Genomic DNA, 18,542 nt, shown 5'->3' with positions numbered 1-18,542 from the left:
CGTGACCTCGATCCCGATCCTCAAGCTCGACGACGTCCTGCTGCTCTCGATCCAGGTCGACCTGTCCGACCAGACGGCGCTGGCGATGCAGGACGCGCTGGCCGAGCGCATCACCGCGACCGGGGCGCGCGGTGTCGTCATCGACATCACCGCGCTGGAGATCGTCGACTCGTTCATCGGCCGGATCCTGGCCACGACCGCGTCGGTGTCCCGGCTGCTCGACGCCGACACCGTCGTCGTGGGCATGCGCCCCGCGGTGGCGATCACGCTCGTCGAGCTGGGGCTGTCGCTGGGTGAGGTGCGTACCGCGCTGAACCTGGAGAAGGGCCTGGCGCTGCTGCGCCGGGCCTGGGCGGACGGCGCCGGGGACTCCCCGTCGATCGCGCCGTCGCTGCGCGCACCCGAGAGCCGGTGAGTCCGGCCGTGACCCTGCCGGCCACCGGCCAGCCGCAGCGGCAGCCGATCGCGTCCGACGAGGACGTGGTGCGGGTGCGGCAGCTGGTCCGGTCGGTCGCGGTGGCGGTCAAGCTGTCGCTGATCGACCAGACGAAGCTCGTCACCGCGGCGAGCGAGCTGGCCCGCAACACGCTGCTCTACGGCGGGGGCGGGGTCGCCGAGGTCACCGCGGTGCAGAACGGCCTCCGGCGCGGCGTGCGGATCGTGTTCGCCGACGACGGACCGGGCATCGCCGACATCGACCTGGCGATGACCGACGGCTACACCTCCGGTGGAGGGTTGGGCCTCGGGCTGTCCGGTTCCCGCCGGCTCGTCGACGAGTTCGACCTCGACACCGAGGTCGGCCGGGGCACCCGGATCACGGTGGCCAAGTGGAGTCGTTGATCGGGGCGGAGACGCTCTGGATCCCGATCGACGACACCAGCGCGGTCGGGGCCGCCCGGCGGATGGCGACCGGGCTGGCCGGCCGGGCCGGTTTCGACGAGGCGCGCACGGGCGAGCTGGCGATCGCGGTCACCGAGCTGGCCGGCAACCTGCACCGCCACGCCCACCACGGCGCGGTGGCGTTACGCCTCACCCGCCCGTACCTCTCGGACTCCGATACCGCCGACCCGGCCGTCGAGGTGGTCGCGCTCGACGCCGGGCCGGGTCTGGAGGACTTCGAGGCGCACCTGCGTGACGGGTACTCGACCGGCGGCACGCTCGGCGTGGGGCTCGGCGCGGTCACCCGCCTGGCGTCGACGTTCGACGCCTGGTCCCAGCCGGGGCGCGGCACGGTCGTCGCCGCGCGGTTCGCGGCCCCGCGCCGCCCGCTGACCCGGATCGGGCAACCGGCGCAGCCGGGCGGGGAACGCGCGGCCGGGCTCACCCGGCCGATGGCCGGGGAGAGCGCGTGCGGTGACGCCTACGCCGTCCGGCGCACCGCGGACGGCGTGGTGGCCGTGCTCTGCGACGGCCTCGGGCACGGCCCGCTGGCCGCCCGCGCGGCCCAGCGCGCGGTCGAGGTGTTCCTCGACACCGCCGACGAGGACGTGACCGCGCTGGTCACCCGGCTGCACCGGGAGCTGAAGCCGACGCGGGGCGCCGCGGTGGGCGTCGTGCGCCACGACGTGTCCCGCGGCCTCGTCCAGTTCGCCGGGCTGGGCAACATCGCCGGAGCGGTCCTGTGGGCCGGCGAGCGCGGCCGGCACCTCACGTCGATGCCGGGCATCGCCGGGCACCAGGCCCGCACGATCCGGTCGTTCGACTACCCCGCCGCGGAGAACGCGCTGATCGTGCTGCACACCGACGGCCTGAACTCACGCTGGTCGTTCGACGGGCAGTGGGGGCTGGCCGGCCACGACCCGCTGGTGATCGCCTCCGTGCTCCTGCGTGACGCCGGTACCCGCCGCGACGACGCCGGCGTTCTCGTCCTGAAGTGCCGGCCGTGAACGACGACGTCGTCCTGCGCGTGCACCTGCGCGGCGAGGCCGACGTGTTCGCCCTGCGCCACAGCGGGCGGGCGGTCGCCGCGGCGGTCGGCCTGGACGCGTCCGACCAGACCCGGGTGGCCACCGCGCTGAGCGAGATCGGCCGGGTACTGCTCGCCGCGCCCACGGCGGTGACCGCGCTGTTCCGCGTGGCGCTCCGCGCGCTGCGCGTCGAGTTGTCCGGCGTCACGGACCGCACGCTGACCGGCGTCCGCGAGCGCCCGGGCCCGGACGGCCTGGCCGGCGCGGCCCGGCTCGTCGACGACCTGCGCGTCGTGCAGGACGCGGACCACGTCACGATCACGCTGGTCAAGACCGTCCGGACGCCGATCGACCCGGCCCTGGTGCGGGCCGAGCTCGCCGCCCTGCGCCCCACCACCCCGGCCGACGAGCTGTGGCGGCAGAACCAGGAGCTGCTCGCCGCGCTGGACGAGGCCGAACGCAGCCGGGACTCGCAGATCCGCATGAACGAGGAACTCGAGGAGACCAACCGGGGTGTACTCGCCCTCTACAACGAGCTGACCGAGGAACTGGAACACACGAACCAGGGTGTGGTCGCCCTCTACGCCGAGCTGGAGGACCGCTCCCAGCGGCTGCGTGAGGCCAACGACGCCAAGACCCGGTTCCTGCGTCACGTCAACCACGAGCTGCGGGCCCCGGTGAACTCGATCCTCGGGCTGGTGCGGGTGATGACCACGGTGGCCGACCCGCCGTTCTCGGCCGAGCAGGAGCACCAGATCGAGCTGGTCGGGCACTCCGCGGCCGACCTCCTGCGGATGGTCAACGACCTGCTCGACCTGGCGAAGGCCGAAGCGACCCGGATCCAGCCGGCCTGGGAGCCGGTGGACCTGCGCGTGCTGCTCGGGCAGCTGCGTGCCGCGCTGGGCCCGGCGAACGCACGCGCGGACGTCACGCTGGCGGTGGCCGACCCCGATCCGCCGCCGGACCTGGTCAGCGACGGCCTCCTGCTGACCCAGGTGCTGCGCAACCTGATGACGAACGCGCTGAAGTACACGGTGCGCGGCGAGGTGCGCCTGGACGTGCGGGCCGAGGCGGGGACGATCACGTTCGTCGTCACGGACACCGGCATCGGGATCGAGGCCGACCAGCACGAACGCATCTTCGAGGAGTTCTACCAGGTGCCGGGAGCGCTGCAGGCCCAGGTGGGCGGCACCGGGCTCGGGCTGGCGCTGGTCCGCCGGCTGGTGGCGGCGCTGGGCGGCGAGCTCGACCTGCGCAGCGCCCCCGGTGAGGGCACCACGGTCACCGTCGTGCTCCCCCGCGAACCGCAGCGACCGGCCGACGAGATCGCGGCGCCGGCGTCGGGCCCGATCCGGATCGTCGTCGTCGACGACGACCCGACGTTCCGGCGGGTACTGCGCTCGGCGCTCGACGCGGTCGACGACGACGACCGCGAGATCGCCGAGGTGGCCGACGCCCGCGAAGCGCTGCCGTTGATCCGGCGGGTGCGCCCGCACGTGGTGTTCCTCGACCTGCGGATGCCCGGGGTGAGCGGCGAGGAGATCCTGGCCGGGCTGCGCGCCGAGGAGGCGCTGGCCGCGACCCCGGTGGTCGTCGTGACCTCCGAGACCAGCTGGACCCCCGTCGACGATCCGCACCTGACCGTGCTCTCCAAGACCAGCCTCGACGTGGCGGCCGTGGCCGACGCGGTGCGCCGCCGGTGACCGGCCCGGAGAGCGCCGCCACCGTGCTCGTCGTCGACGACGCGGCGGCCAACCGGTACATCCTCGGCACCTGGCTGCGGCGGGCCGGGCACCGGGTGGTGGAGGCGGCGACCGGCACCGAGGCGCTCGCCCGGGTCGACGACTCCGACGTCGACCTGGTGTTCCTCGACGTCAACCTGCCCGATCTGGACGGGTTCACGGTCTGCGACCGGATCAAGAACAACCCGGCGGCGGCCGGGGTGCCGGTCGTGTTCGTGTCGGCGACGTCGGTCGGTGTCAGCGACCGCGCCCGGGGCCTGTCGGAGGGTGCGGACGCCTACCTGACCGAGCCGATCGACCCGGACGAGCTGGTCGCCACCGCGCACGCGATGTTGCGCTACTCGCGGGCCCGGCAGCGCGCCGAGCGGCTGGCCCGCCGGCTCGCGCTGCTGGCCGGAGCGACGCTGAACATCAACGCGGCGCGGTCGGTCGAGGACGTGCTGACCGCGGCCGCGACCGGCGCGGCCGCGGTGTTCGACGCGCCCGCGGTGGCCAGCGCGGTGGACCACGACGGCGAAGGCATCACGGTGGCGGCGTCCGCGGACCGCTCCCGCGCGTACCGCCACCCGGCGGCGGGTGGGTACGCCGAGGAAGGCGTCCGGCTCGTGACCGACCCGCCCCCGCGCTGGCGGCACGCCCTCGAGTCGTCCGACGCCGACGCCCCGTGGCTGGCCTCGGTCGTCCCGGCCCGGCCGCGGCGGGCCCCCACCGCGGTCGCGCTGCTCCGGCGGGGCACCGCGCACGAGGACGAGGACCGGGACCTGCTCAGCCAGCTCGGCCAGGCCACCGCGCTGGCCGTCGACGCGCTGCGTTCCTACGCCGAGGAGCGCACCGTGGCCCTGACGATCCAGCACAGCCTGCTCCCCCGCGATCTGCCGCCGGTGCGGGGCGCCGAGGTCGCGTTCCGGTACGTGCCGGCGATCGCGACCGCCGAGATCGGCGGTGACTTCTACGAGATCGCCGAGGTCGACGACCGCCTCCTGGTCGCGATCGGCGACGTCGTCGGCCACTCGCTGCACGCGGCCACCGTGATGGCGGAGCTGCGCCACGCGCTGCGGGCCTACGCGGTCGACGGGCACGGACCGGCCGGGATCCTGGTCCGCCTCGACGCGATGCTCCGGCGGTACCACCCGGGGACGCTGGCCACCGTGCTGCTGCTCATGGTCGACCCGGCCACCGGCACCGCGGTCGCCGCCACCGGGGGCCATCTGCCGCCGCTGCTGGCCACCGCGGCGGGCACGGACTACGTCGGGGTCCGGGGCACGATCCTCGGCGTCGGGCAGTTCCAGCGGCCCGAGGTGACGTTCACGATCCCGGACGGCGGCAGCATCGTGCTGGTGACCGACGGTCTGGTCGAGATGCGCGGCACGGCCATCGACGAGGGCATGGAGCAGCTGCGTCAGCTGTCCGTGCCCGTCGACGACGACCTCGAGCGCTACTGCGACCGAGTGCTGCAAGCCCTGGCCGCGAGCCGTGGCGAGGACGACATCGCGCTGCTCGTGCTCCGCCGCACGTCAGCGGAGCAGTGACCGGGCCGCCACCAGGCGCTGGATCTGGTTGGTCCCCTCGTAGATCTGGGTGATCTTCGCGTCGCGCATCATCCGCTCCACCGGGAAGTCCTGCGTGTACCCGGCCCCGCCGAGCAGCTGCACCGCGTCGGTCGTGATCTTCATCGCGGTGTCCGAGGCCTGGCACTTCGCGGCCGCGCCGAAGAACGGGAGGTCGTCGTCGCCACGCTCGGACTTGGCCGCCGCCACGTACACCAGCTGCCGGGCGGCCTCCAGGCTGATCGCCATGTCGGCCAGCATGAACTGGATGGCCTGGAAGTCGGCCACCCGCTTGCCGAACTGCTTGCGCTCCCGGACGTACGCGGTCGCCACGTCGAGCGCGCCCTGAGCGATGCCGACGGCCTGCGCTCCGATCGTGACTCGGGTGTGGTCGAGCGTCCTCAGCGCGATCTTCAGACCGTCGCCCACGTCGCCGACCCGCCGGTCGTCCGGGATCCGGACGTTGTCGAGCAGCACCTCGCGGGTCGGCGACCCCTTGATGCCGAGCTTGCGCTCGGGCGCCCCGAACGTCACCCCGGCGTCGCTCTTCTCGACGACGAACGCGGTGGCGTTGGCGCCGCGGCGGCCGTCCGGGTCGGTGATCGCGAGCACGGTGTAGTACTCCGACACCCCGGCGTTGGTGATCCACGCCTTGGCCCCGTTGAGCACCCACTCGTCGCCGTCGCGGGTGGCCCTGGTGCGCATCGAGGCGGTGTCGCTGCCGGCCTCCCGCTCGCTGAGCGCGTAGGAGAACCCGCCCTCGCCGCGGGCCAGCGGCGCCAGGTACCGCTGCTTCACGTCCTCGGACGCGGCCAGGATCAGCGGCATGCTCCCGAGCTTGTTCACCGCCGGGATCAGCGACGAGGACGCGCAGCCGCGCGCGACCTCCTCGATGATCAGGCACACCGCGAGCGCGTCCGCGCCCACGCCGCCGTACTCCTCGGGAACGTGGGCGGCGTGGAAGTCGCCGGCCACCAGCGCGGCCTGGGCCTCGTGCGGGTACGACGCGGTCGCGTCGACCTCGGCGGCGTGCGGCGTGATCTTGTCCGCGACCAGGTCGCGGACGGCCGCGCGCAGGTCCTCGTGGTCGTCGGAGAGCCGGAACAGGTCGAACGTCATCAGTTGTCCTTTGGCGGGTAAGCGTAGAAACCCCGGCCGGTCTTCCGGCCGAGCAGGCCGGCGTCGACCATCCGCGAGAGCAGCGGCGGCGGGGCGTACAGCGGTTCCTTGAACTCGGCGTAGAGCGATTCGGCGACGGCGTGCACGGTGTCGAGGCCGATCAGGTCGCACAGGGCCAGCGGGCCCATCGGGTGGGCGGCGCCGCGCACCATGCCCTGGTCGATGTCGTCGGCGGTGGCGAACCCGGACTCCATCATCCGGACCGCGGAGAGCGTGTACGGGATGAGCAGCGCGTTGACGATGAACCCGGCCCGGTCCTGGGCGACGATCACGTGCTTGCCCAGCACGCCGGCGATGAAGTCGCGGGCCGCGTCGGCGACGTCCGGGTCGGTCAGCAGGCTCGGCACCAGCTCGACCAGGTTGAGCACCGGCACCGGGTTGAAGAAGTGGATGCCGACCACGTGCTCGGGGCGGGACGTGGCCACGCCCAGCCGCATGATCGGGATCGACGAGGTGTTCGACGCCAGGATCGCGTCCGGCGACGCGACGATCGTGTCGAGCTGCTCGAAGATCGCGACCTTGGCCGCCTCGTCCTCGGCGACCGCCTCGATGACGATCTCCCGGTCGGCGAGGTCGGCCAGCGCGGTGGTGAAGCCGATGCGGCCGAGCACGATGGCGGCGTCGTCGACCTTGCGCCGGGCCGCCGAGCGCTGCAGCGAGGTCGCGAGGCGCTGCCGTCCGCGTTCCAGGGCGTCGGCGCTCGTCTCGACCACGATCACGTCGAGGCCGGCCAGCGCGCAGACCTCGGCGATCCCGGACCCCATCAGCCCGCAGCCCACGATTCCGACTCTCATCCGACCTCCTGGTACTCGGTTCCGCTCTATGGTACTCAGTACCAGGGAGGTGGAGTCGTGGTCAACGAGTCATCGCGGGAACGGCTGACCGCCGCGGCTTTCGCCCTGTTCGAGGAGCAGGGCTACGAGCAGACGACGGTCGAGGACATCGCGGCCAGGGCCGGCGTCGGCCGGACGACGTTCTTCCGGGCCTTCGGCTCGAAGGACGACGTGATCTTTCCCCACCACGAGTCGCTCGTCGTCGCCGTGCGCGACCGCCTCACCGCGGCCGCACCCGACGCCGGGGTGCCCGCGATCGTCGAGGGCGCCCGCCTGGTACTTACCCATTACCTCGACGAGGGTGACCTGGCCCGGGTGCGCTACCGGCTGACCCGCACGGTGCCCGCGCTGCGCCACCGCGAGATCAGCGGCATGCAGCAGTACCAGCGGCTCTTCCGCGAGTTCGCGGCCTCCCGCGGCATCGGCGGCGACCCGCTCCACGCGGAGTTGCTGGCCAACGCCGTCGTCACCGCCCACAACTACGTGCTGCGACGCTGGCTGCGCGAGGTCGGCGCCGACCCGCTGGACGAATTCGACCGGGCGATGGCCGACGTCCTGCGGCTGTTCGGCGGCTCCGCCGGGGCCGCGGACGAGCGCGCGGCCGTCGTCGTCTTCCGCACCACCCGCGATCTCGACGCGGTGCTGCCGGGCATCCGCCTCGTCCTCGAGGACGCGCGCCCGGAGACCCTCAGCTGACCCGGAGCCGGTAGGCGCTCTCGACGCGGTCGAAGTCGACGAGCCGTCCACCGGCCGCGAGCGGCCCGGCGAGGGCCTCGCGGATCGACCGGCGCCACTGGCCGGCCTCCACCGGGTCACGGCGGCGCAGCTCCTCGACGTCGGGCGGCACCGGGACACGGGCTCCCTCCACCGCGGTCACGACCCCGTCGTCGCAGGCCCGGCGGGTGCGTTCGTCGTCCAGGCGCCAGCGGACCAGCAGCCGGTCGGACGGGTCGTCGCCGTTCAGGCCGTCGACGAGCGGCCCGTAGTGGTCGACCAGGTACGTGTCCGCGACGCCGCCGAGCTTGCGGAGGTTGAAGTGCGCGTTGCGGCTGATCAGCGGGTCGAACGTCCAGGTCACCTCGGTGACCCCGGCGGCCAGCGCGTACGCGCGCTGGTCGAGTTTCAGGGCGAGCCCGACGTCGCGGCCCCGGGCGCTCGCCCGGACCCCGGCGATGTGGCTGTGCAGGCGCCCCGACCCGGGTGGACCCCACACCGCGGCGCAGGCGCCGAGCAGCACGTCGGCCGCGAACGCCCCCACCACGTAGCTGCCGGCGTCGATGAGCGCGCGGACGACGTCGGCCGGGACCGGCACCTGGCCCGCGCCGGTCTGCCAGACCTCCCGGAACAGCTGCTCGCAGCCGACCGCGTCGGCCATCGACTCCAGCGGCCGCACCCGGACGCCGGCGCGCCGGGCGGCCCGGTCCGCGGCGGCGCGGGCCGCCTCACACGGCGGTTCGGGCATCGTGGGCCTCACGGTGCGCGAACACGTCGTCCATGTGGTTCTCGGCCCAGCTCTTCACGCCGCGCACGGTGCGGAGCAGGGACCAGCCGAGCTCGGTCAGCTCGTAGGTGACCGAGACCGGTACGGTCGCCTCGACGGTGCGGCTGACCAGGCCGTCGCGCTCCAGCGTGCGCAGCGTCTGGGTGAGCATCTTCTGGCTGACGCCGTCGAGCCGGCGGGCGAGCTCGGAGTAGCGCAGTGGGCCGCCGCTCAGCGCACAGAGGGTCAGCGTGCTCCACTTGTCGGAGATGCGGTCGAGCAGCTGCCGGCTCGGACACTGCGCGAGGAACGCGTCGTACTTCATTCGCTCTCCCGGTGCGTTACGCACTTTGAGGTGCCTACTTCCTGATAGGAAGTTACCAGCTCATAGTGGATCCATGGCGATTTCCACACTTCCCGGCGGCGACTGGTCGCTCGGCGATCTGCGCGTCTCCCGGTTCGGGTACGGCGCGATGCAACTGGCCGGACCGTGGGTCATGGGCCCGCCCGCCGACCACGCCGGCGCGCTCGCCGTGCTGCGCGCGGCGGTCGAGCTGGGCATCACCCACGTCGACACCAGCGACGCCTACGGCCCGCACGTCACCAACCGGCTGATCCGCGAGGCGCTGCACCCCTACCCGGATTCCCTGCACGTCGTGACCAAGGTCGGCGCCCGCCGCGACGCCCGGGGTGGCTGGCCGGCGGCCCGGGATCCCGAGAGCCTGCGCCGGCAGGTCCACGAGAACCTCGACCACCTGGGCCTGGACGTGCTCGACGTGGTCAACCTGCGGCTCGGCGACGCCCAGGGGCCGGTGGCCGAGCCGGTCGCGGCCGCGTTCGCGACGCTCGTCGAACTGCAGCAGCAGGGGTTGATCCGCCACCTCGGGGTGAGCAACGCGACCCCGGAGCAGGTCGCCGAGGCGCGGGCGGTCGCGCCGATCGTCTGCGTGCAGAACAGGTACAACCTCGCGCACCGCGAGGACGACGACCTGATCGACGCGCTCGCCGCCGACGGCGTCGCCTACGTGCCGTTCTTCCCGCTCGGCGGGTTCAGCCCGCTGCAGTCCGACGCGCTCTCGGCGGTCGCGGACCGGCTGGGGTCGACGCCGATGTCGGTCGCGCTGGCCTGGCTGCTGCGACGCTCGCCGAACGTCCTGCTGATCCCGGGCACCTCGTCGGTGGCCCACCTGCGTGAGAACGTGACCGGTGCGGGGCTCGAACTGTCCGCGGACGACGTCGCGGAACTGGACAAGATCGGGCGGTGACACCGAACGGGCCCGGCCGGAGCCGGGCCCGTTCGTGCGGCCGGATCAGGCCAGGTCGTACCGGTCGAGCTCGGCGACCTTCACCCACGCGGCGACGAAGTCCGTGACGAACTTGTCGCGGGCGTCCTCGCTCGCGTACACCTCGGCGAGGGCACGCAGCTGCGAGTTCGAGCCGAAGATGAGGTCGACCGCGGTGGCGGTCCACTTCACCTCACCGGTGGTGACGTCGGTGATGTCGTAGGCGTTCTCCTCGGTCTCCGACGCCTTCCACTTCGTCCCCGGCGACAGCAGGTTGGCGAAGAAGTCGTTGGTGAGCACGCCCGGACGGTCGGTGAGGACCCCGTGCGTCGAACCACCGGCGTTGTTGCCGAGCGCACGCAGACCACCGACCAGCACGGTCATCTCGGGCGCGGTCAGGTTCAGCAGGTACGCGCGCTCGACGAGCAACGTCTCGGGCTGGACCTTCTCGCCGGGACGCAGGTAGTTGCGGAAACCGTCGGCCCGCGGCTCGAGCACCGCGAACGACTCGACGTCGGTCTGCTCCTGGGTGGCGTCGGTGCGGCCCGGCCGGAACGGCACGGTCACCTCGACACCGGCGTCCTTCGCGGCCTTCTCGATCGCGGCGTTGCCGGCCAGGACGATCAGGTCGGCGACCGAGATCCGCGCGCCACCGGCGGCGTTGAACTCCGACGCGATGCTCTCGAGCTTCTCGATCACCGCGCCGGTGCCCTCGTTGACGGCCCAGCTGCGCTGCGGCTCCAGGCGCAGGCGCGCCCCGTTGGCGCCACCGCGCTTGTCGGTGGCGCGGAAGCTCGCGGCCGACGCCCACGCCGTCCGCACCAGTTCGGAGACGCTCAGGCCGGAGTCGAGCACCGTCGCCTTGAGCGAGGCCACGTCGGCGTCGCTGACCAGCTGGCCCTCGGCGGCCGGCACCGGGTCCTGCCACAGCTGCGGCTCGGCGACCCAGGGGCCCAGGAAGCGGCTGACCGGACCCATGTCACGGTGCAGCAGCTTGTACCAGGCCTTGGCGAACGCCAGCGCGAACTCGTCCGGGTTCTCGAGGAACCGACGCGAGATCTTGTCGTACTCCGGGTCCATGCGCAGCGACAGGTCCGTCGTGAGCATCGTCGGGCGGTACTTCTTGTTCGGGTCGAACGGGTCCGGGATGATCTCGTCGGACGTCTTCGCCACGTACTGCTTGGCGCCGCCGGGGCTCGTGGTGAGCTCCCACTCGTAGCCGTACAGGATCTCGAAGAAGCGGTTGCTCCACTGGGTCGGCTTGTCGGTCCAGGTGACCTCGAGGCCGGACGTGATCGTGTCCTTGCCCTTGCCGCTCTCGTAGGTGCTGAGCCAGCCCAGGCCCTGGGCCTCGATCGGCGCGCCCTCGGGCTCGGCGCCCACGTGGTCGTCGGCGATGCCGGCGCCGTGGGTCTTGCCGAACGTGTGACCACCGGCGATGAGGGCGACGGTCTCCTCGTCGTTCATCGCCATGCGGCCGAACGTCTCGCGGATGAAGTGCGCCGCGGCGATCGGGTCCGCGCTGCCGCGGGGGCCCTCGGGGTTGACGTAGATCAGCCCCATCTCGGTGGCGCCCACGTCCTCGGCCATCTCGGAGTCCGAGACGTAGCGCTCGTCACCCAGCCAGGCGTCCTCGGGGCCCCAGATGATCTCCTCGGGCTCCCAGGTGTCGGCGCGGCCGAAGCCGAAGCCGAACGTCTTGAAGCCCATCGACTCCAGCGCGACGTTCCCGGCGAGCACCAGCAGGTCGGCCCAGGAGATCTTCTGGCCGTACTTCTGCTTGACCGGCCAGAGCAAGCGGCGGGCCTTGTCGAGGTTGGCGTTGTCGGGCCAGCTGTTCAGCGGCGCGAACCGCTGGCCACCGTCGCCGGCGCCGCCGCGGCCGTCACCGGTGCGGTACGTGCCGGCGGCGTGCCAGCTCAGGCGGATCATCAGGCCGCCGTAGTGACCGAAGTCGGCCGGCCACCAGTCCTGCGACGTGGTGAGGACCTCGGTGATGTCGCGCTTGAGCGCGTCGACGTCGAGCTTGGCGAACTCGGTGGCGTAGTCGAAGTCCTCGCCCAGCGGGTTGACCTTCGACGAGTGGGCGCGCAGCACCGTCAGGTCGAGGCTGTTGGGCCACCAGTCCCGGTTGGTGTGCGGGCGGCCACCGGTCTTGGGCTTCGGCGAGTCGATCGCCGGGTTCTCGCTCTCACTGCCGTGGGAGGTCACCGAGTCGTGGGCGACCGGGCAACCCCCGACGCCTTGCGCGCTGGAGGGAGCGTTGTCTGGGGAGCTCATCTGCATCCTTCCGAACTGCGGGTTGTTCACTGAGCACTACGACGTGTCGAGCATTCGGGGCAGACACCCCAAAAGACGACCTCCGCCTCATCCACCACAAAACCATGGTCGTCCGAGGCAGTGAGACAGGGGGCATGGCCGACGGCGCAGTCGACGTCGGCGATCGTGCCGCAGGACCGGCACACGATGTGGTGGTGGTTGTCGCCCACCCGGGACTCGTACCGGGCGGTGGCACCGGCCGGCTCGATCCGGCGCACCAGCCGGGCGGCGGTCAGCGCGTGCAGCACGTCGTACACCGCCTGCCGGGAGACCGTCGGCAGTTCCTCCCGGACCAGCGCGAACACGGAGTCGGTGTCCACGTGCGGGTGGTCGTGCAGCGCGGCCAGCACCGCGAGACGCGGACGGGTCACGCGCAGCTCGGCCGTCCGCAGCTGCGCTACGAAGTCGGGCGTCACGGGTTCGAACCTAGTGCACTTTTTTGGACCAGATCAAGTTCTGCTCTGGACCAGTTCAACTCTTCGACGTCAGAGCGCGGCCTCGGCGGCGGCCAGCAGACGCTGCAGCTCGACACCGCGGTGGACGTCGGGCGACGGGCTCTTCCCGCTGGTGACCGCCTCGGCGAAGGTGGCGGCGATGCGCTGCTGCACGGTGGCCGGGGGTTCCGCGCCGGGGTCGGCGAGCTCGACGCGCCCGGCGTCGGTGATCGCTTCGCACTTCATGGGGCCGTGCGCGCCCGGCGTGGCAATCGAGAGCACCGCGGAGCTGACCGCGCCGCTCGCGTGCTCGAACGTCACCGCGGTGACCGCGCCCGCCCGCCGGGCGTGCACGACCCTGGCCGGCCCCGCCGCCGACTCGAGCAGGTCGAACACGTGCGGGCCGACGTCCTGGAGCGCGGCCTCGGGCTGCCGCCAGGGCGTGGCGAAGAACGACCCGGGCATCGCGCCGCTGCCGACGAACTCGGCGCGCAGGACCCGCGGGCCGGCCGCGCGCACGCGCTCCACGAACTCCGGCACGGCCGCCGACCAGCGGTTGGTGAGCATCAGCTGGGTGACGACCCCGGCCTCGTCGGCGGCGGCCGCGACGCGCTCGGCGGCCTCGAGGCCGAACGCGACCGGCTTCTCCAGCAACAGGTGCTTCCCGGCCGCGGCCGCGCGCGGCGCGAGCTCGGCCTGCACGTCCGGCGGGACCGCGAACGCCACCGCGTCGCAGGTGCCGAGCAGTTCGTCGAAGCTGCCGGCCACCGGTACCCCCAGCGTCCGCGCGGCCTCGGGGCGGCGGGCCCACACCGCCGCCAGGCTGGTGCCCGGCCCGGCCGCGAGCAGCGGCCCGGTGAAACTCGTCGCCCAGGGACCTGCTCCGACCAGCCCGACACGCACCGTCATCCCTCGATCCTACGGGCGGGCAAATAGCCTCGTGCGGGTGGAGAGACGCTGGCTGTTCGCCGACCAGTTGGGGCCGCACTTCCTCGACGCGCCGGATCAGCCGGTGCTGCTCGTCGAGTCGAAGGGGGTGTTCCGGCGGCGGGTGTTCCACCGGCAGAAGGCCCACCTGGTGTTGTCGGCGCTGCGTCACCGGGAGGCCGAGGGCGACGACGTGCGCCTCGTCCGGGCCGAGACGTACGCGGAGGCGCTCACCGAGCCGGTCAGCGTGTGTCACCCGACCTCGCGGGCCGCCCGCGCGTTCGTCCAGCGGCTGGACGGGGTCGAGATGCTGCCACCGCGCGGGTTCGTCACCGCACCGCCGGACTTCGTGGCCTGGGCGGACGGGAAGAAGCAGCTGCGCCTCGAGGACTTCTACCGCTTCGCCAGGCGTCAGCACGAGGTGCTGATGGACGGGGACGAACCGGCCGGGGGGCAGTGGAACTACGACGCGGACAACCGCGAGCCGCCGCCGCGGGGCACCTCGACGCTCGACGTCCCGCCGCCGCCGGAGATCCGGGAAGACGCGATCGACGACGAGGTGCGTGCCGACCTCGACCGGTGGCAGCACGACGAGGGCATCGAGTTCGTCGGCAACGACGGGCCGCGGCTCTTCCCGGTGACCCGGACCGAGGCGCTGGCGCGGCTGCGTCACTTCGTCGAGCACCGGCTGGCCGCGTTCGGGCCCTACGAGGACGCGATGCTCGCGAACGACCCGCTGATGGCGCACAGCCTGCTCAGCGCGGCGATCAACCTGGGGTTGCTGGATCCGCGCGAGGTCGTCGAGCGGGCCGAGAGGGCCTACCGGTCCGGCGCCGCGCCGCTGGCCGGCGTGGAGGGCTTCACCAGGCAGATCCTCGGCTGGCGCGACTTCGTCTGGCACCTGTACTGGTACTTCGAGCCCCGCTACCGCACCGCGAACGCGCTCGACGCGCGCCGGGAGCTCCCGAAGTGGTTCGCCTCGCTGGACGCCGACGCGGTCGAGGCGCGCTGCCTGTCCGACGTGCTCGCCGGGGTGCGCGATCGCGGCTGGGTGCACCACATCCCCCGGCTGATGGTGCTGGGCAACTACGCGATGCAGCGCGGCTGGCGGCCCGGTGCGGTCTCCGACTGGTTCCACCGCTGCTTCGTCGACGGCTACGAGTGGGTGATGACCGCGAACGTCATCGGCATGAGCCAGTTCGCCGACGGCGGGCGGATGAGCACGAAGCCCTACGCGGCCGGCGGCGCCTACATCAACCGGATGAGCGACTACTGCGGGGGCTGCCGCTACGACCCGAAACACCGCACCGGCGACGACGCCTGCCCGTACACCGCCGGGTACTGGAGCTTCCTCGCGCGCCACGAGGAGGCGCTCGAGGGTAACCACCGGATGCGTCAGCCGCTGCGTGGGCTGCGCCGCCTCGACGACCTCGACGCGCTCGTCGAGCAAGAGCGGGCCCGCGGCTCGCGCGCGCCCTGAGTCAGCTCAGCACGGTCGCGTCGAGGGTCTCGCGCAACCAGCGCTCGTAGTCCTCGCCGGTCCAGCCGCGTTCGTCGAGCAGGAGCCAGACCGCCGGTGAGTTGAGCGTCCACACGATGTCGACCGCCCGGTCGCGGCCGAGGCCGGGGCGCAGCCAGCCGTGTTCGTCCCAGGCGGTGACCGCCATCCGGGTGCCGATCAGCCGCTCCCCGTCGATCGTGTGCATGAACGCGTCGAGTTCGGGGGTGCTCCCCCGCGCCGGTACGACGATCCGCAGCACCGCGCCGGCCCGCTCCATCAGCCACCGGGCCAGCGCGGCGTAGGCGCGGGTGGTCTCCCGCGGCGTGGTGGCGCGGTGCACGGCGAGCGACTGCGGCCGCCCGGCGATCGGGACGTCCTCGTCGTCGCCGGCCATCGCGATGTCGTAGACGGACTTGAGCAGCCCGGCCTTGCCACCGAAGCGCTTGTAGACGGTCTCCTGGGAGACGCCGGCGACCTCGGCCACCCCGCGGATCGTGGTGGCCGCGTAACCGCTGGTCAGGAAGGACTCGCGGGCGGCGGCGAGGACGGCCGCGCGGGTCTCGCGGGCGGCCGCGGCCCGCGTGCGGTTGTCGTAGGGCATGGATCTCCGGAACACCGTTGCGGCCAAGTTCGATACAGCCTACTGTCCTGAGTTGTGTACAGCATCATGTATCGAAATCGGAGGACGGAATGCCCGACGTGGCCGAACGCGCGATTCACCTGATGATGGCGGGAACCCTGGACGATCTCCGCGAGGTCGTGCACCCCGGGGCGACGAACCGCGAGGCGGTCGCGGAGCCGCCGGCCTGCCGGGGCACGGGGCCGGAGGCGTTCTGGGCCACCGCGCTCTGGTTGCGTACGGGCTTCAGTGAGCTGGCGTTCACGGTCGACGAGAGCGTCGTCGAACGCGACCTGGTGGTCACGTACGGCCGGATGTCGGGGCGCCAGACCGGGGATTTCGTGGTCTGGACCGCGGCCGGTGCGGTGGAGCGCGCGTTCGCGCCGACCGGGCGGCGGTTCGAGGTACGGCACGCGCATTTCCAGCGGGTGCGTGACGGCCTGGTCGTCGAGCACTGGGCCGTGCGTGACGACCAGTCGATGGCGATGCAGCTGGGCTGGCTCCCGCCGTCGCCGCTCTACCTCGCGCGCTGCGCCCGGGCGACCCGCCGCGCCCGCCGCGCCGCGTCCGCTTCCCCGTCCGTACCCGCGGCCGCGGCTGCGCCCGCCACGACACGGCCCGCCTGACGCGGGGCCACCTGACGCGGGGCCACCTGACGCGGGGCCACCTGACGCGGGGCCACCTGACGCGGGGCCACCTGACGCGGGGCCACCTGACGCGGGGCCACCTGACGCGGGGTGGGGGCGCGGGGCCACCTGACGCGGGTCGGGGGCGCGGGACGGGGAGCGGCGGATTCGGGCGCGCGGGCCGAGGGGCGGCGGATTCGGGCGCGCGGAGGGTGGGCCGGGGTAGGTCAGGCGCTGGGGAGGCTCACCCGCAGCCGGGTGCCCGCGCCGGCCTCGCTCTCGACGAGCGTGCGTCCGTGCAGCGCCCGGACGCGGGCATCGATGCCGGCCAGCCCGCCCCCGGGGATCACCCGCGCCCCACCCGGGCCGTCATCGGCCACCACCCCGTGCACCCACCCGCCGGCCTCGGTCACCTCGATCCGCACCCGCGCGCCGGGAGCGTACTTCGCGACGTTCGTCAGGCCCTCGCAGAGCGCGAAGTACACGGTCGCCTCCGCCGCCTCGGACGCACGCCCGACCTCCACCGCCAGCTGCACCACCAACCCCAACCGCTCCGCCACCTCACCCAACGCCACCCCCAACCCCTCCGCCCGCAACACCGACGGATGCAAACCCCGCGCCAACGCCTCCAACTCCGCGATCGCCCCCACCACCTCCGACCGGCACGACACCACCACCGACCCCACCGGCTCCGGCAACCCCTCCAACCCCTCCAACCGCGACACCAACCCCACCAACCGCCGCTGCGCCCCCTCCCGCAGATCCGCCTCCAACCGACACCGCTCCGCGCGCCCCCGCTCCTCCACCCGCGCCTGCGCCGCCAACACCAACTCCAACTGCGCGGTCACCACCGCCTGCAACTGCGCGGTCAACAACGCCGGCGAACCCGCCCGCAAGACCGCCTCCACCACCCCCGCACGCCCCCGCAAACCCTCGTCCAGCTCCACCAACGCCAACGGCTGCCCCTCCTCCACCCGCACCTCCGCCCACCACCGCCCGGCCGCCGCCCGCGGAACCCCCACCAACCGCCCCCACCGATCCACATAACTCCGCTCCGCCGGCACCCAGAACAACAACCGAAGACGCGGATCACGCAACGCCGCCGCCAACGCATCACGCACCGACCCCACCGACGACGTCGACGACGTCATCCGCACCACCCGATGCGGCGCATCCACCTCACGCCACCGCTCGCGCAGTGCGCCGGACAGCACCGCCAGCGGCACCGCCATCGCGAGGAGGTTCACCACCACGTAGAAGGAGAGCAGCGCGTCGAGCTCGGTCCACGCGTCGGAACCGGTCGTCAGCACCGCGGCGCCCACGCCGAAGAATCCGGTGGCCAGCAGCAGCGGGAGCATCGCCGAGCGCTCCAGCTCGGAGAGGCGACGGGCCCGGCGGACGAGCACCACGAGGTACCAGACGACGAGCAACAGCTGGGCGACGATCACGATCTCGACGGTCAGGTCGAAGACCCGGCGTTGCGACGCGACGTTCGGCCACACGACGTCGGGGTGCAGGCCGTTCCACTCCGGACGCGACACGAGACCGACGACCACCTGACCGCCGATCAGGACCACGACCGCGCACACCACCCACGCCCGTTCGGCCCGCCCGGTCAGCCGGCCCCCGGGGTAGAGCAGCACCGCCGCGCCCGAGAGCACGTAGGCCGAGCCCTGCGCGAGGAACGAGACCAGCGGCCAGATACCGCTGTTCCAGGTCACCACCCAGGCCAGCGCCACGCAGAACGCGCCGGTCACGAGCAGGGTCCCGGACCGGCGACGGCCGTCGGCGCTCCCGGCCAACAGGCCACCGGCGGCGGCGAACCCGGCGCAGCCGAGGCAGGTCATCAGCGCCGCCGGCACGTGCTCACGCCAGTAGGGCAGGCCGCAGACGAACGCGAGCAGTCCGGCGAGCGGCCCGACCAGCAGCGGGGCCGCGCGGGGCTTCACTGCACCTCCCGGGGGGTCGGTTTCTCCGGGGCATCGTACGGAGTCCCCGGGGCCGCCACGCCCCCTGTTCACCGCACACGTCGCGGGCATTCGTGGTAATCATCACCTCTGGGGCTCGCCGTCCGGTTGTTACCCGGCGTGGCGAGGGCGCTGAGCGTCGGTCCGTCATCCTGCTGCTACGGACTGCTCCGGACAT

18 protein-coding genes are annotated in these 18,542 nt (G+C 72.9%); 9 read left to right on the top strand and 9 right to left on the bottom strand.

The window, feature by feature from the left end; all coding sequences use genetic code 11:
* Position 1: 1 nt before the first annotated feature.
* Genes CRYAR_RS20400 through CRYAR_RS20380 form a run of 5 tightly spaced genes read left to right on the top strand, consistent with a single transcriptional unit; the run spans position 2 to position 5,178 of the window.
* Entirely contained in the window at positions 2 to 415 is a 414-nt protein-coding gene (locus CRYAR_RS20400) for an STAS domain-containing protein (protein WP_051570710.1), read from the top strand.
* An 8-nt stretch (positions 416 to 423) separates the two neighbouring features.
* Positions 424 to 840: an anti-sigma regulatory factor gene (locus tag CRYAR_RS20395; RefSeq protein ID WP_035865462.1), complete on the top strand. Its 417-nt coding sequence runs from the start codon at positions 424 to 426 to the stop codon at positions 838 to 840.
* A complete protein-coding gene (locus CRYAR_RS20390; RefSeq protein ID WP_035853076.1) occupies positions 828 to 1,886 on the top strand; it encodes an ATP-binding protein in 1,059 nt (352 codons plus the stop codon). Before CRYAR_RS20395 ends, CRYAR_RS20390 begins: the two co-directional genes overlap by 13 nt.
* Positions 1,883 to 3,610: an ATP-binding protein gene (locus tag CRYAR_RS20385; protein ID WP_051572126.1), complete on the top strand. Its 1,728-nt coding sequence runs from the start codon at positions 1,883 to 1,885 to the stop codon at positions 3,608 to 3,610. The genes CRYAR_RS20390 and CRYAR_RS20385 overlap by 4 nt, the downstream gene beginning before the upstream one ends.
* Positions 3,607 to 5,178 (top strand): fused response regulator/phosphatase, encoded by a 1,572-nt coding sequence (locus tag CRYAR_RS20380; protein WP_035853072.1) that lies wholly within the window; start codon positions 3,607 to 3,609, stop codon positions 5,176 to 5,178. Before CRYAR_RS20385 ends, CRYAR_RS20380 begins: the two co-directional genes overlap by 4 nt.
* Here CRYAR_RS20380 and CRYAR_RS20375 read toward each other — a convergent pair.
* Together CRYAR_RS20375 and CRYAR_RS20370 are read right to left on the bottom strand one after the other, a co-directional pair.
* Positions 5,164 to 6,315 (bottom strand): acyl-CoA dehydrogenase family protein, encoded by a 1,152-nt coding sequence (locus tag CRYAR_RS20375; protein ID WP_035853071.1) that lies wholly within the window; start codon positions 6,313 to 6,315, stop codon positions 5,164 to 5,166. The genes CRYAR_RS20380 and CRYAR_RS20375 overlap by 15 nt on opposite strands.
* Positions 6,315 to 7,169: a 3-hydroxybutyryl-CoA dehydrogenase gene (locus tag CRYAR_RS20370; RefSeq protein WP_035853070.1), complete on the bottom strand. Its 855-nt coding sequence runs from the start codon at positions 7,167 to 7,169 to the stop codon at positions 6,315 to 6,317. The genes CRYAR_RS20375 and CRYAR_RS20370 overlap by 1 nt, the downstream gene beginning before the upstream one ends.
* A 57-nt stretch (positions 7,170 to 7,226) precedes the next feature.
* Between CRYAR_RS20370 and CRYAR_RS20365 the strand changes: the two genes are divergently transcribed.
* Positions 7,227 to 7,904, top strand: a complete 678-nt coding sequence (locus tag CRYAR_RS20365; protein ID WP_035853066.1) for a TetR/AcrR family transcriptional regulator — start codon at positions 7,227 to 7,229, stop codon at positions 7,902 to 7,904.
* Here CRYAR_RS20365 and CRYAR_RS20360 read toward each other — a convergent pair.
* Both CRYAR_RS20360 and CRYAR_RS20355 read right to left on the bottom strand, forming a co-directional pair.
* Positions 7,897 to 8,670: a hypothetical protein gene (locus tag CRYAR_RS20360; RefSeq protein WP_035853065.1), complete on the bottom strand. Its 774-nt coding sequence runs from the start codon at positions 8,668 to 8,670 to the stop codon at positions 7,897 to 7,899. The two genes, CRYAR_RS20365 and CRYAR_RS20360, sit on opposite strands and share 8 nt — an antisense overlap.
* On the bottom strand, positions 8,651 to 9,013 hold the full coding sequence (locus CRYAR_RS20355) for a winged helix-turn-helix transcriptional regulator (protein ID WP_035853063.1): 363 nt from the start codon (positions 9,011 to 9,013) through the stop codon (positions 8,651 to 8,653). The genes CRYAR_RS20360 and CRYAR_RS20355 overlap by 20 nt, the downstream gene beginning before the upstream one ends.
* 73 nt (positions 9,014 to 9,086) lie before the next feature.
* On the opposite strand from CRYAR_RS20355, the gene CRYAR_RS20350 reads away from it, so the two are divergent.
* The gene (locus tag CRYAR_RS20350; RefSeq protein WP_035853059.1) at positions 9,087 to 9,953 is read left to right on the top strand and encodes an aldo/keto reductase family oxidoreductase; all 867 of its coding nucleotides are present in this window, start codon (positions 9,087 to 9,089) and stop codon (positions 9,951 to 9,953) included.
* Positions 9,954 to 9,998: 45 nt separating this feature from the next.
* Here the strand turns inward: CRYAR_RS20350 and katG are convergent, their stop codons facing one another.
* The 3 genes from katG to CRYAR_RS20335 form a co-directional block, all read right to left on the bottom strand.
* Positions 9,999 to 12,251, bottom strand: coding sequence for a catalase/peroxidase HPI (katG, locus tag CRYAR_RS20345; RefSeq protein WP_035865459.1), 2,253 nt, complete (start codon positions 12,249 to 12,251; stop codon positions 9,999 to 10,001).
* Between the two features lie 26 nt (positions 12,252 to 12,277).
* Positions 12,278 to 12,706 (bottom strand): Fur family transcriptional regulator, encoded by a 429-nt coding sequence (locus tag CRYAR_RS20340; RefSeq protein WP_035853054.1) that lies wholly within the window; start codon positions 12,704 to 12,706, stop codon positions 12,278 to 12,280.
* 69 nt (positions 12,707 to 12,775) lie between these two features.
* Positions 12,776 to 13,633, bottom strand: coding sequence for a Gfo/Idh/MocA family protein (locus tag CRYAR_RS20335; RefSeq protein WP_035853051.1), 858 nt, complete (start codon positions 13,631 to 13,633; stop codon positions 12,776 to 12,778).
* Positions 13,634 to 13,670: 37 nt separating this feature from the next.
* Here CRYAR_RS20335 and CRYAR_RS20330 point away from each other — a divergent pair, with 37 nt between their 5' ends.
* Positions 13,671 to 15,131, top strand: a complete 1,461-nt coding sequence (locus CRYAR_RS20330; RefSeq protein WP_035865452.1) for a cryptochrome/photolyase family protein — start codon at positions 13,671 to 13,673, stop codon at positions 15,129 to 15,131.
* Between the two features lies 1 nt (position 15,132).
* Here the strand turns inward: CRYAR_RS20330 and CRYAR_RS20325 are convergent, their stop codons facing one another.
* On the bottom strand, positions 15,133 to 15,753 hold the full coding sequence (locus CRYAR_RS20325; protein WP_035853049.1) for a TetR/AcrR family transcriptional regulator: 621 nt from the start codon (positions 15,751 to 15,753) through the stop codon (positions 15,133 to 15,135).
* A gap of 89 nt (positions 15,754 to 15,842) precedes the next feature.
* On the opposite strand from CRYAR_RS20325, the gene CRYAR_RS20320 reads away from it, so the two are divergent.
* Positions 15,843 to 16,397 carry an ester cyclase gene (locus tag CRYAR_RS20320; protein ID WP_051570709.1) on the top strand — a complete coding sequence of 185 codons (555 nt, stop codon included), beginning with the start codon at positions 15,843 to 15,845 and terminating at the stop codon, positions 16,395 to 16,397.
* 227 nt (positions 16,398 to 16,624) lie between these two features.
* On the opposite strand, the gene CRYAR_RS20315 is transcribed toward CRYAR_RS20320, so the two are convergent.
* A complete protein-coding gene (locus tag CRYAR_RS20315) occupies positions 16,625 to 18,346 on the bottom strand; it encodes a sensor histidine kinase (protein ID WP_035853044.1) in 1,722 nt (573 codons plus the stop codon).
* Positions 18,347 to 18,542 lie beyond the last annotated feature (196 nt).

The organism is Cryptosporangium arvum DSM 44712 (genome assembly GCF_000585375.1).
GTDB classification, from domain to species: Bacteria; Actinomycetota; Actinomycetes; order Mycobacteriales; family Cryptosporangiaceae; genus Cryptosporangium; species Cryptosporangium arvum.
Note: the sequence above shows the minus strand (reverse complement) of the source record. Positions and strands in the feature narration are given on the sequence as shown.